At 37.5% G+C, this 13,533-nt stretch carries 13 protein-coding genes; 6 read left to right on the top strand and 7 right to left on the bottom strand.

From position 1 onward, the window contains the following. The first annotated feature begins 9 nt into the window (after positions 1-9). Positions 10-2,067 (top strand): S9 family peptidase, encoded by a 2,058-nt coding sequence (locus tag E4661_RS01670; RefSeq protein WP_136465077.1) that lies wholly within the window; start codon positions 10-12, stop codon positions 2,065-2,067. Positions 2,068-2,119: 52 nt separating this feature from the next. Here E4661_RS01670 and E4661_RS01665 read toward each other — a convergent pair whose 3' ends face one another. The 6 genes from E4661_RS01665 to E4661_RS01640 form a co-directional block, all read right to left on the bottom strand. Beyond that, entirely contained in the window at positions 2,120-2,494 is a 375-nt protein-coding gene (locus E4661_RS01665) for a DoxX family membrane protein (protein ID WP_136465076.1), read from the bottom strand. A gap of 92 nt (positions 2,495-2,586) precedes the next feature. Beyond that, positions 2,587-3,372 carry an SDR family oxidoreductase gene (locus E4661_RS01660; protein ID WP_136465075.1) on the bottom strand — a complete coding sequence of 262 codons (786 nt, stop codon included), beginning with the start codon at positions 3,370-3,372 and terminating at the stop codon, positions 2,587-2,589. A gap of 1 nt (position 3,373) precedes the next feature. Next, positions 3,374-3,685: a cupin domain-containing protein gene (locus tag E4661_RS01655; protein ID WP_136465074.1), complete on the bottom strand. Its 312-nt coding sequence runs from the start codon at positions 3,683-3,685 to the stop codon at positions 3,374-3,376. A gap of 109 nt (positions 3,686-3,794) precedes the next feature. After that, complete coding sequence (locus E4661_RS01650; protein ID WP_136465073.1) at positions 3,795-5,810, bottom strand: OmpA family protein; 2,016 nt, start codon at positions 5,808-5,810, stop codon at positions 3,795-3,797. Positions 5,811-5,813: 3 nt separating this feature from the next. Continuing rightward, a complete protein-coding gene (locus E4661_RS01645) occupies positions 5,814-6,749 on the bottom strand; it encodes a PorP/SprF family type IX secretion system membrane protein (RefSeq protein WP_136465072.1) in 936 nt (311 codons plus the stop codon). Between the two features lie 11 nt (positions 6,750-6,760). After that, positions 6,761-8,572, bottom strand: a complete 1,812-nt coding sequence (locus E4661_RS01640) for a gliding motility-associated C-terminal domain-containing protein (RefSeq protein WP_136465071.1) — start codon at positions 8,570-8,572, stop codon at positions 6,761-6,763. A 157-nt stretch (positions 8,573-8,729) separates the two neighbouring features. Here E4661_RS01640 and E4661_RS01635 point away from each other — a divergent pair, with 157 nt between their 5' ends. After that, positions 8,730-10,085 (top strand): UDP-N-acetylmuramate--L-alanine ligase, encoded by a 1,356-nt coding sequence (locus E4661_RS01635; protein WP_136465070.1) that lies wholly within the window; start codon positions 8,730-8,732, stop codon positions 10,083-10,085. 96 nt (positions 10,086-10,181) lie between these two features. Beyond that, on the top strand, positions 10,182-10,331 hold the full coding sequence (locus E4661_RS01630; RefSeq protein WP_205728911.1) for a hypothetical protein: 150 nt from the start codon (positions 10,182-10,184) through the stop codon (positions 10,329-10,331). 11 nt (positions 10,332-10,342) lie between these two features. Here E4661_RS01630 and E4661_RS01625 read toward each other — a convergent pair whose 3' ends face one another. Beyond that, on the bottom strand, positions 10,343-10,792 hold the full coding sequence (locus E4661_RS01625) for a DUF1569 domain-containing protein (RefSeq protein WP_136465068.1): 450 nt from the start codon (positions 10,790-10,792) through the stop codon (positions 10,343-10,345). 52 nt (positions 10,793-10,844) lie between these two features. Between E4661_RS01625 and radC the strand changes: the two genes are divergently transcribed. From radC to E4661_RS01610, 3 genes are read left to right on the top strand one after another with little or no spacing between them, the layout of a single operon-like run. After that, a complete protein-coding gene (gene radC, locus E4661_RS01620; protein WP_136465067.1) occupies positions 10,845-11,543 on the top strand; it encodes a RadC family protein in 699 nt (232 codons plus the stop codon). Positions 11,544-11,548: 5 nt separating this feature from the next. After that, on the top strand, positions 11,549-12,844 hold the full coding sequence (locus E4661_RS01615; RefSeq protein ID WP_136465066.1) for a polysaccharide deacetylase family protein: 1,296 nt from the start codon (positions 11,549-11,551) through the stop codon (positions 12,842-12,844). Continuing rightward, positions 12,837-13,523: a YjjG family noncanonical pyrimidine nucleotidase gene (locus E4661_RS01610; protein WP_136465065.1), complete on the top strand. Its 687-nt coding sequence runs from the start codon at positions 12,837-12,839 to the stop codon at positions 13,521-13,523. The genes E4661_RS01615 and E4661_RS01610 overlap by 8 nt, the downstream gene beginning before the upstream one ends. Positions 13,524-13,533: the final 10 nt, after the last annotated feature.

Genomic DNA, 13,533 nt, shown 5'->3' with positions numbered 1-13,533 from the left:
TCAACACATATGAAAACAACATTTAACTTGAAGTATGTATATGGTCTGCTTTTGCTTTTTTTGACAGGGTTTGGATCATATGCACAGGAGCAAACGGAGGATGCTGGAAAGGAAGAAAAAACGTTACCGGGACGACCCGAATTGGCCAGTTCCGAAGAAGACTTAAAATCCTTGGCCACCTTGGACCAGGGAGATTACAGATATTCGGTAGAGGACTATTTCGCCAATCCAAAGGCTTTTACATTCCGATTTTCTCCAGATGGTAAATACCTGTCGTATCGTGAAAGTGATGAAAATGGAAAGCAACATATATATGTCAAGAATATCAAGACTGGTGAAGCAAAACGAGCTATAGAGGAAAAAGATGAACTGGTACGGGGATACGGGTGGTTGAACAATAGTAGACTTTACTATGCCATGGATAAAGGTGGTGATGAAAACTACCACATTTATGCTGTAGACTTGGATGGAAATAACCTTAAGGATTTAACTCCTTTTGATGGGGTTCGAGCAGAATTCACTGAACTGTTACGAGAGGATAAAGACCATATTATAGTTGTCATGAACAAAAACAATCCCCAGGTTTTTGATCCCTACAAAGTAAATCTGAATACTGGAGAGTTGACCCAGCTTTTTAGCAATGATGATGCGGCCAACCCTATTTACGGGTATAGTTTCGATAAAAATGGCAATCTCAAAGGATATGTGAAGATTAGGGATGGTGTGGAGCAAGATGTATATTATGAAGATGGAAATGGAGGTTACAAATTGATAAAGAGCCTTAATTGGAAGGATAATTTTAATATTTTGGATTTCAACTATGCTACTGATAATCCCCACGATGCTTACATGCTCTCCAATTTGGAAAGTGATAAGGCCGAAATTGTCCTATATGACTTAAAGGAGGACAAACTCATTGAAAAAGTATTCACCAATGATTACTATGATGTACAAGACCTTGGGGTTTCGCGCACAAGGGATTATACCATTGATTATTTTGAATACGAAGGAGAGAAAGCCATTGTGGTTCCTGTCAGTGAACCATATAAAAAATTGCATAAAAAAGTTAGTAAGGAACTTCCTGAAAAAACATACAGTGTCTTAGATACTACCGAAGATGAGAATCTGCTTATGGTATATGTAGGTAGTGATAGGCTTTATGGGGTGTATTATGCCTATGATGTAGCCAAAGATCAACTCAAAGAACTATATAACACCATGCCTCAGTTGAAGGAAGAAGATATGGCCGAAATGAGACCAATTACCTTTAAAAGTCGTGATGGAATCACATTGCATGGATATATTACCTTGCCAAAAGCCGCTTTGGCTGGTCAAAAAGTACCGGTTATTGTGAACCCGCATGGTGGTCCGCAAGGTATTCGCGACTCTTGGGGTTTTAATCCAGAGTCTCAATTATTTGCTAGTAGAGGGTATGCAACGCTACAGGTGAACTTTAGAATTTCGGGTGGTTACGGAAGAGAGTTTTTGGAGTCAGGCTTCAAACAAATTGGAAGGAAGGCTATGGATGACGTGGAAGATGGACTAAAATATGTCATTGATCAAGGATGGGTAGATGGAAGTAAAGCGGCCATTTATGGGGGTAGTCATGGAGGTTATGCCGTGTTAAGGGGGTTGACCAAAACACCCGACCTCTATGCATGTGGGGTTGACTACGTGGGTGTTTCCAATCTATTCACTTTTATGAAGACCATTCCGCCATATTGGAAACCCTATTTGAAAATCATAAAGGAGATTTGGTACGATGAGGACAATCCTGAAGAGAAAAAGATTATGGAGGAAGTATCTCCGGTCTATCAGATTGACAAAATAAAAAAACCACTTTTCGTTGTGCAAGGCGCCAATGATCCAAGGGTGAACATCGATGAATCTGACCAAATTGTAAGTGCCCTAAGAAATAAGGGGTATGATGTACCTTATATGGTAAAATACGATGAGGGCCATGGGTTTGGAAAAGAAGAGAACAGATTGGAACTCTACAAAGCTATGCTGGGCTTTTACGCCAAGCATTTGGGCAAGCAAGAAATTCCAACACCTTTAAAGGATTAAAAGATTTGAAATCTATTAAAAAGGAGCCTAAAAGGCTCCTTTTTAATTTGCTTTAAGGTCGGAGAATTTCTTTATATCTGTCCTTATATCCGATAAGAACAACAATATTCAAAACTAACAGTAATAGAGCGCCCCAAATATCATCTGGAGCCAATGTGGCATGAAACAGTACAGCATTTACTGAAACACTCATTAGAATAAGCGCCATAAGTGAACCATACTTGTTCAAAATGAATGCGAGTCCAGCTAAGATTTCAATAACTCCAACAAGTTTAAGAAGATGGGTTGGGCCCAGGCCGGTGAAGTAGCTTATTGCTGCTTCCGGCATTTCTCCAAAAGGAATAAAACCAAAGAATTTGTTTAAGCCAAAGGTAAGAACGAATAATCCTAAAAGAATTCGGGCTACCATGAAAACTTTTGAATTCATAAAGTTAATTTTTAGTGGTTAAACAATAAAATTAACTAAAATTTACAAATTTGATAATTTTAACACGAATTTGTTTCGATATTAAAAAAAGGTTATAGCGATTTCAACAAACCACCGTCTATGGGAATGTTGGTGCCCGTGATGTACCCAGCTTGCTCTGACACCAAAAACGCGACCAAATAACCATATTCGGCAGGTTTGCCAATACGCTTCATAGGAATCTGGGCTTCCATGGTTGAACGTACTTCACTAAATGGAACTCCCATTTTCTCTGCTTTTTTTTCATTTAACTGAGCTATACGGTCGGTATCAAAATAACCAGTAAGTACATTGTTCACTGTAATGCCATCTTTAGCTACATCAAAGGCAAGGCTTTTTGCCCAAGTGACCACTGCAGCCCTTATGGAATTGGATAATGCCAAATAATTCAAGGGCTCTTTGACCGAAACTGATGCCACGTTTATGACCCTTCCCCACTGCTTTTTCTGCATATTGTCCAACGCTAACTCAGTGGTCAACACAACAGATTTGAATAGGAGGTCAAAGGCGTTTTGATAATCTTCTACCTTTTTTTCCAAGGCCCCTCCTGCCTGTGGTCCCTGCGTATTGTTCACAAGGATATCTACCGAATTTTGTTTAAAAAAAGAAGTAATGATTCCTTTGAAGTTCTCAAAATCAGAAAAATCAACTATAATATATTCGTGCTTTTGCCTATGTTCTGAAGGGAGTTCTGAAACAATTCGTTTCAAACGGTCCTCATTTCGAGCCATGAGGGTAACGTTGGCCCCGCTTTCGGCAAGTTGTCTGGCAATAGCTTCACCAATGCCTTTGCTGCTTCCCCCGACAAGTGCATTCTTTCCTAAAAGTGATATTTTCATACTATCTGTATTCTTCTCTTACCGGACTAAAAACGTCCATTAACCTGCAATTGGTCAATGCTTTTCCACTATGTGGAACGTTCGAAGGAATGATTACTACATCACCAGGGTTATGGACATTGGTGTTTCCGCCAACAGTAAATTTAAAAGTACCTTCCAAAACATGCATGATCTGTTCGTGAACATGATAGTGTTCCGGTACTTCAGCATCTTTTTCCACATCCCAAAAAGCCCAAGTCATGGTTTCACCGTGAATCATTTTACCATGATAACCCGGCATTATTTCTTTGGATTGAATTTTGGATAAGTTCATTTTTTTCAATTTTAACCTAAGGTAGCAATTAATAAGATGGTATCTGAGTTTGTACTTGGGGGGCAGCAATGTTTGTTTAATATCCCCCACAAGATTAAGGAGATGAGTTTTAATCCCATCTTTTGATTACAAATTCGCATCTTCGATTCCATTCATGATCTTCTTCGGAACAATCATTTTCAGTCTTGCATTTTACAATAGGTTGTGATTCTCCATATCCTTTGGCGATTATTCTATTTGGTGTGATACCTTTGCTTATCAAGAATTCTTTTACGACATCGGCACGCTTTTGAGAAAGATTCCTATTATACTTTTCATTACCACGAATGTCGGTATGCGTGCCAATTTCAATTATGATATTGGGATTGTCGGTCATAACTTGGACAACTACCTGCAAGCGTTCCCGGGACTCTCTTCTAAGATACCATAAACTATAATCAAAGTGAATTTCCTGAGTTTTGATTATGGTCCTATTTTTTTCTTTGACCAATGCATCTTCTCGTTCGATAGCATCCTTTATTTTGGCCTCTTTGTTTTTTTGTGCCTGGATTAGTTGCTGCTTTTTAACTTCTTTTAGTGGCAATAATTGGAGGGAGCCATCTAAAGCTTTTTTACGCACTTTGGTGCTTGCTACATTCCTGTAGTTATCCTGATACCCTTCTTTGTTTGCGAATATGGTGTAAGATGATGAACACTCAATGGCAAAGCTAAATTGGGCATTGTTATCTGTCAATAACTCTGTTATGGTTTTTCCTTGATAATCCAATAGTTTGATTGTGCCATTTGGTATGGGTTGGTTAGTGATTTGATCTGTCAGGAATCCTACTATAAATTGTTGACAATCTTCTATAACCAAAGGCTTTGTCTCTATAAACGAATAGATGTCATCACTCCCTTTTCCGTTTGGTCGATTTGAGGAAAAAAAACCTTTTTTGCTCGAATAAAAAGAAATGGAAAAATCATCATAGCCGCTGTTAAGTGGTAATCCTAAATTGTCAGGTTTCTTGTAAACTCCGGTATCAAATTTGGAAAAGAAAATATCCAGAAGACCAAACCCGGGATGACCATTCGAGGCAAAATAAAGGTTATCCTCCGAATCGAGATATGGAAACTGTTCTTTCCTAGAGGTATTTATAGTGTTCCCGAGGTTTATTGGATTTCCATATCGTCCATTTGACAATATATCTACACTATACAGGTCAAAAGACCCATGCCCACCAGGACGATCGGAGGCAAAATAGAGCTTTGTTTCATCTTTGTTCAAAGCCGGATGTTCAATGGAAAATTCAGTACTGTTAAAAGGTAATTCTGTTATATTTCCCCAGCCTTTATCCAACCAAACGGCCTTATAAATTTTTAAATTGGTAATCTTTTCTGCGTCAGTTCTTTTTTTGCCGTTGATAAAACTGTTTCGTGTAAAATATATGGTTTTTCTATCCTTGGTAATGGCAAAAGTACCTTCATGCATCTTGGTGTTTATTTGACTTGAAATGCTTTTGCTCAGACTATCACCGTGGGATATTTTATCAATGGGATGGGTATAGATATCCAAATAGTTTTGGTTGTTCCAACGATATAATTTTTTTGTTGAAGTATTTTTTTTTCTGGCGGCTGAATAGACTAGTGTAGAATCAACACGTGCAGCTCCAAACTCCGAAGTGCTAGAATTTAATGGTAGGTTTTTAATTGAAAATCGATTGCCGATTGCACTTATGTTCTCTATATATAGAAGCTCTTGTCTTAGTTTGCCCAATGCTACAGTATCGTTTCTGTGTTTATGATAATTTTCTAGTCTTTCATAGGCCTCATCATATTTGCCGATGGCCTTTAAAGTCTGACTTAGCTTAAAGTAATAAGATGAATCAACAGTATGGCCGTATTTTGAGATTAGAACTTTGTACCATCTTGCCGCAGAATGCAGGTTATAGGTGTTGTAATATGAATCAGCTAAATTTTTTAAAACGGATTGGCTTTTGTCAGTCTTCAACAATTGCTCATATAAAGGAATCGCATCACTATAAAAAGCTCGTTCAAAATAAGTTTTGGCTCGCAGTTGCAATTCTTTTTGAGTATACAGTGGTTGCAGGCTTAAATAGAAAATAATAAAAGGAATCACTTTTTTCATGACCTAATAGAATCTTGGGGATTTGTCATATCCTTTTTTAAGACTAAAAAAATTCAAATTGAAAAGCGCAAAAATTTCATGGGAGCCTGAACTAAAGCTTTCCAAATTGGAAATTGTATGGTCATAGGAATAGCCCATTCGAATTGATGGCGTGATCGACATATTGAACATGGCACTTATAGCGTCCTCGAATCTGTATGAAAGGCCACCTTCAAACCGATTATTAAACAATACATTGAGGGATGTGTCAAAAGAAATTGGCGAGCCTAAAGCTGTCTTTGCCATAAATGAGGGCTTTATCTTTATAATAGAGCTCAAAGTATAAACATAACCAGATGTGAGGAAAAGATGTATTGCTTCTGAACCGATTCTTTTTAGTTCATTTTGATTGTCCAGATGTTTTGTTGTAAGCAGGTTGGGGGCTGATATACCCACATAAAAATTGGATTTATTGTAAAAAGTACCAATACCAACATTAGGGAAAATACGGTTTATGTTTTCGTTGAAAGCATCGTCATCTTGAAATTCTGGTAGAACAAATCCGTTGAAGTTAGCTTCAAAGGAGGTAAAGCCTCCCTTAAGTCCCAAGGCAACATTACTCTTAGCATTAAGTTGAAGAATGTATGCAAAATCCGCATAAATGTTATTTTCCTTGAGTACGCCATTACCAATATTGTCAGAAATAAAAGATATTCCCGTTTCAACTTTTTTGTTAAATGCAGTATGGGCAAAAAATGTCAATGTTTTTGGTGCTCCTTCAACATTGGTCCATTGAGAACGATAGAGTGTTCCAAAGTTTAGCACTCCAGTTTCGTTAATGGTATACGCTGGGTTTATAACACTAGGATTGTATATGTATTGGGTGTACTGAGGATCCTGTTGTGCTACGGAGTCAATTTGCCATAACAAAAACAGCACTAAGAAGTTTGTTCTTTTCATATACTTCAGGTTCATCGATTGAGGTAAAGTCTGCCTTGTTTGGGATTATATCCTGTTTTATTGAATCTTACTATATAGAAGTATACTCCATTTGGGGCGATGTTCTTTCCATTTTTTGAGCCGTTCCAGGCAGGATTGTCGATGTTTCCCTTGAACAGAGAATTTCCATATCTGTTGAAGATTTCTAGGGTGAAATCAGGAAAGATTTTTTCAATATTCGGAATAAAGAAAGTATCATTTCGTCCATCATTGTTAGGGGAAAACCCATCAGGAATGTAAAAATCATAATCTTCCGGATTGCAATGACCAAGATCAACGGTCACTGGTGTCCTCTCAGGATCAATGATACATTCAGATTCTAAATAGATCTGCGCATAATAGGTGGCATTATCTTTTAAAAGATTTTGAACGGATAATGGTTCACCTCCTTCCGCTGTATCGAACCATTCTATCTGTTGATCAATAACATTTTCTAAATCCTTGAGTTCATTCACAGTTGGATTGTCCAAACGGCAGAGAAAAAGTTCGTTGGCACTTAGGTAGTTGTCGTCAGGAATGGTTGGGTCAGAGACCATAAATGTTTTTGATTGAACCAAGACGTTGTTGCAAACATCTTGCTCAGGCATTGTCCCTTGGATTCCAATGATATCAATTTCTATAGGCTCATTGACCGGAACAGAAGAAGATGGGATGATGAACATACCTAAACCATTGATCAAATCGATATCTGTGTTGATTTGCTGTACGCCTAGGGTGCTGTTTATTGAATACACAAGTTCATATAAGCCGTCTGGAAGTATTGATTGATCATAATTTAAAGTGACCAGATATTCTTCTTCCAGACAATAATTCGGAATATCTATATTTCCATCAAGAACCGGCAGAATTGTAATTAAAACTTCGGTCATGGCTATGGGACAAACCGGATTTGTTGGAAAAACGGTATAGTGAAAACCATACTCGCCATAACCAAAATTCTGATTGATTTCCTGAACATTTATAAAATGATCCATTTCATTGTCAATCTGTCCAGTGCCATTTTCTGACCAAATTCCGAAAGGATCTTCATTCACTAATCGGGTGGCCAAATCCAAATTGGTAAAACTGCTTAGATCATCTGTCGTGCAAACAACAATATCAATTGGTTCTCCTGAATTGGCCTTTGGATGTACTTCCAATTTAACCTTTGAGCTATAACCCTGACAACTACCTACATTGGGAACCATGTATATAAAATCGTATTCTCCAATGTCTGCCAGTTCAGCATTAAAAAGATTGCCATTCAAAGTTTCCTGAGGTGGAGCGTTGCCCATTGGATCTCCAATCCACAAACCGTTGGAATCTGGCACTACATCCGGCTCGGGACTTCCGATAAAATTGAAAAGATTAACTTTTGGGTTACCGTTACAGGCATTCGCACTACCATCTATATTATCTTCCCCTGCATAACCGCCAAGTTGTAAGGTCACTGAAGCAGATTCACCGCAGGCTTCGTTGGTATAGATGAAAAGATGCTCTCCAAAACGATTTATTTTCCATAAATCAACAATTCCAGTATTTGTATTTAGGGCATTTAAGTTTAAAGAGTTTGTTGTTGACCAAATACCACCTGGTTGAGGTGCGCCACTTAAAATATTGAATAGATTGAAAGTTCTGTTCGATAGGTCACTGTATTTATCGCAAACATCAATTGTATTGTCACCGCCGGCGCATTGGGACTGTACAATAGAAATATTCGAAAGGAGGAAGGTGAAAAAGGCAATAAAGGCCTTAAACGTTTGGAATTTGTAGAATGATAAACCTAAATAAATGTATCGTAACATACGAACAACATTAATCGAGGTCTATTAAAAATAATAACTATGCTACAAATGTATATTTTTTATTGGTAACCCGTTTTGTGGTTGCAATAAAATATGATAATTAAAAAACCATCATTTTCAGGGCTATAAGTATCTTTGGATGCCAAAATAGATTTAGATGAAAATCCATTTTATTGCCATTGGCGGAAGTGCCATGCATAACCTGGCCTTGGCCTTGGAACATAAGGGATACAAAATTACCGGGAGTGATGATGTTATTTTTGAACCCTCAAAGAGTAGGCTCAAAGCTAAAGGATTGCTACCCCAAGAATTTGGTTGGTTCCCAGAGAAGATTCATAAGGATTTAGATGCCGTGATTTTGGGGATGCATGCCAAACCAAACAATCCTGAATTGCTTAAAGCACAGGAAATAGGATTGAAAATTTACTCTTATCCAGAATTTTTATACGAACAGTCAAAAGATAAAACTAGGGTTGTGATAGGCGGAAGTCATGGTAAAACAACCATAACTTCGATGATTCTTCATGTGTTGAACTATCATGACATCCCGGTGGATTATATGGTTGGGGCACAACTTGAAGGTTTTGACCGAATGGTGCACCTTACGGAAGAAAATGATTTCATAGTTCTGGAAGGGGATGAATATTTGTCTTCACCCATTGATAGAAGGCCTAAATTTCATCTGTATCAACCCAACATCGCACTTTTAAGTGGAATTGCCTGGGATCATATCAACGTTTTTCCAACATTTCAGAACTACGTGGAGCAATTCCAGATTTTTGTGGATGGCATAGTTCGAGGAGGCTCCATTACCTATAACGAAGAAGATCTGGAGGTTAAAAAAGTGGTGGAAAGTTCGGAAAATGCCATAAGGAAGTTTCCTTATGCAACCCCTGCATATCGTGTCGTGGATGGAGTAACGTTATTGGATACTCCCGAAGGGGAAATGCCCATTGAAATTTTCGGAAAGCACAATCTGAACAACTTGGCCGGAGCCAAATGGATTTGCCAGAACATGGGTGTTGATGAAGATGATTTTTATGAGGCCATAGCTTCATTTAAAGGTGCCTCAAAACGTTTGGAAAAAATAGCCGAGGGAGATAACAAAATTGCTTTTAAAGATTTTGCCCATTCCCCGAGTAAGGTAAAGGCAACAACAAAAGCAGTCAAAGAACAATATCCGAACCGAAAATTACTCGCATGTCTTGAACTTCATACTTACAGTAGTTTGAACGCAGAATTCCTGAAGGAATATGATGGAGCTTTAGATGCAGCAGATGAAGCTGTTGTTTTTTACTCCCCAGATGCTGTAAAAATCAAGCAACTGGATGAAGTGACCGAAAAGCAGATAGCGGAAGCATTGAAAAGAGCGGACGTGAAGATCTTTACAGACTCCAAAGCCTTTCAAGAGTATCTTTTTGCCCAAAATTTTGACAATTCTACTTTGTTATTAATGAGTTCTGGAAACTATGGTGGATTGGATTTCGACAAGGTTAACCAGCTTTTTCATTAAAACTTCTAAAAGGCAATTTGTCAGTCTTTTAGCAAAAGGAATGGTAATTGACCGTTTTCCTGCGTGAAAAGACAGGCACATTTTTTTCTCCAAAGTTTGCTGAAAAGACTTCGACGCATTGTGTCGATATTCTTGGCGGCGTTTATGTTGGGGATTTCCAATGTTTTTTTGGAGGAAGATCGAATGATTAATGATACCCGTGCCAAAATTGAACATCAAGAGATCCAGAGTGAAGATGAGGATTGAACGTGTTTGAATCAGATTCCGAACTGTCTCAAATGATGATCTAGATGTTTATATTGCATTTTCCCCCATTGTTCATGGGTGAATTGCCCGAAAGCCGGATGCGGTTCCCAGTTTGTCCTATTTCTTTCTTCATGAAAATCATTGATTGCTGTGATAAGTTTGGTTTTTTCAGAACTGAAATCCTTTTTGTCTACAACTTTAAAAGGCTTTGCCGTAGGTAGATTGGGCTTCCACAACTTATCATCGTACAAACCCTTTTTAAAACTTTTAAAAATTAGTTTCATAATTGGGTTTGGTTTTTTCATTTCATATCTTCCCAGAGCCAAATTCAATGGAAATTGACAATGAAAAAGCATTTGGCCAACCTCCATTTTACCCCATAACCCTTTTGAAGACTCGTTCAACTCGTTGATGAGACTTAAAATTTCCGAATGCGATTCGGTTTCAAACAGTGATTTCATTTGAAATGATTTATATGATAATTTACATAAAATAATCTTCTATATTTAGACTATGCAAGAGAAAATCGTGTCCTTTTCCATTAAGAATTGGGCAGATGATGACAAGCCAAGAGAGAAATTGATGCAAAAGGGACGTTCGGTGCTCTCAGATGCAGAATTGATTGCAATTTTGATAGGCTCCGGAAACAGAAGTGAAAGTGCGGTTGAACTATCAAAACGCATTCTGGCATCGGTCAACCATAATTTAAATGAACTGGGGAAACTTTCGGTAAACCAGTTAAAACAGTTCAATGGTATTGGAGAAGCCAAGGCAGTTTCAATTGCAGCTGCTTTGGAGGTAGGACGAAGGAGAAGAGGGGAAGACGCTGAAATAATATGTAAAATTACAAGTAGTAGAGATGCCTTTGAGCTTTTGTATCCATTGATGGGAGAGTTGGAGCATGAAGAATTTTGGATTGTTTATTTGAACAATTCCAATAAGGTCATTCACAAGTCGCAACTGAGTAAAGGCGGTATTACAGGTACTTTGGTAGATGTTCGGTTGGTGTTGAAACAAGCTTTGGAATTAGGGGCGGTAGGTCTTATTTTGGCCCATAACCACCCATCAGGAACCATAAAACCCAGTGCAGCGGATAAGCATGTTACCTTAAAATTGAAAAAAGCAGCAGAGGCTCTTGACATAAAAGTACTTGATCATTTAATATTGACACAGCATAGCTATTTAAGTTTTGCTGATAAAGGAATTCTTTAGTATACATGTTATTGATTTATACCCATAAAATCACGAATAGGCTAACGTATACGGCCAAACAACTGTTTGAAAGGATTTTAGGGATCAATGTGATTTTTACGACCAAGGTCGAGGATTTTATAAAACATTCCGGGCCCAAAATCACTTATTCCAAACAACCACTACAAAGTGAGTTTTTTATTCGGAGCAATGATTTGCTTTTTGAACAGGGCATAAATGATTTGGATATAAAAATATCTGATTGGGACGGAATTCCCTGTTTTTTTTCATGTGGCGAGCAGAGCAGCATACCTTATGATATATTTTCCGCTAGTTTTTATTTGTTGAGTCGTTATGAAGAATATCTGCCCCATGTAAAGGATGCCGTTGGAAGGTTTCCTGCGAAAGAAAGCATAGCGTATCAACATAATTTCTTACATCTTCCGGTTGTAGATTTATGGGCACAAAAATTACTTTTGAACTTAAAGGAGCGTTTTCCCGATATTCAAACAAAATCTAAGAAATACAATTTTGTTCCAATTATAAATGTAACCACATCACATTGCTATGCCCTAAGGGGTTTTGCACGAAATTTCGGTGGTTTCATGCTCGATTTGGGGAATTTAAGATTCCGAAGTTTTGCGAGACGTCTATCAGTTGTTTTAGGATTTAGAAAAGATCCTTACGATAATTTTTATGAATTGATTGAGGTTCATAAAAAATTTCCCATAAAAACGATGTTTTTTTTCCAGATGGCCAAGTATTCGGCACACGATAAAAATGTTTCTCCAAACAACAATAAGTTTCGGTACCTTGTGAAATCTGTTGCAGATTACAGCGCCGTTTCACTAAGTACCTCTTTCCTTTCTTCAACAGATAAAAAAGTACTTAAGGAGGAAAAAAGAACATTGACAGATTTGATTAACAGGCCAGTTTCGTATTGCAGGTTGCGATATAATCGTGTGAATGTCCCAACAACCTATAGAAATCTCATCGAAACTGAATTCACCAATGATTTTTCTATGGGTTATACGCATGAGATTGGATTTCGGGCGGGTACTTGCACTCCCTTTTATTTTTATGACATTAATATGGAAGTAAGGCAGCCACTAAAAGTGCATCCTTTTGCAGTTCATGATTATGCCTTGATAAATTTTGAGAGAAAGGATCAAGTGTTTGAAAAAATGGATCAAATCTATAGGCAAGTGAAGCAAGTAAATGGTGACTTGGTTGCCGTCTTTTCCAATGAATTGTTGGGAAGTGATCATAAGATAAACTGGTTGGACCTCTATCAATCCTTTTTAAAGCGATATTATGTATAAAGAGGTCACTGATATTTTTTTTGACTTGGACCATACCCTTTGGGATTTTGAGAAGAATTCAGCGCTTACTTTTGAAAAAATCTTTTATAAAAACCGATTAAATATTGAATTGGATAAATTCCTTGAAGCGTATGTGCCAATAAACCTTGATTATTGGAAGTTATATCGAGAGGATAAAATCAGTAAAACAGAACTGCGGTACCAACGATTGAAAAAAACATTTGATAGGGTTAATATACCGGTTTCAGACGAAACAATTGATCTGTTGGCATTGGAGTATATTGAGTATTTATCTTCTTTTTCTAATTTGTTCCCCCATACTCAGGATATTCTGGAATATTTAGCTCCAAAATATAAGCTTCATATCATTACCAATGGGTTTCAAGAAACCCAAGAAAAGAAGTTGAAAGAATCCAATATCCACCATTATTTTAACCAAATAATCAATTCGGAAACCGCTGGGGTGAAAAAACCCCACCCATATATTTTTGAATTGGCCTTGCAAAAAGCCCAAGTTTCCCCAAAAAAGGCCTTGATGGTAGGGGATAGCATAGAAGCTGATATTATGGGAGCTCAATCTGCAGGATTGCAAACACTTCACTTTAATGCACATAAAGAACCTAAACATCATTTGTGTAAGATGATTAACAGTCTTATTGAAATAAAAAGCATTTTATAAAGTTATATTA

Origin of the sequence: Flagellimonas onchidii (assembly GCF_004804315.1) — a bacterium.
Taxonomy (GTDB): Bacteria; Bacteroidota; Bacteroidia; order Flavobacteriales; family Flavobacteriaceae; genus Flagellimonas; species Flagellimonas onchidii.
The sequence above is the reverse complement of the archived record's forward strand: the minus strand, read 5'-3'. Positions and strand labels throughout refer to the sequence as shown.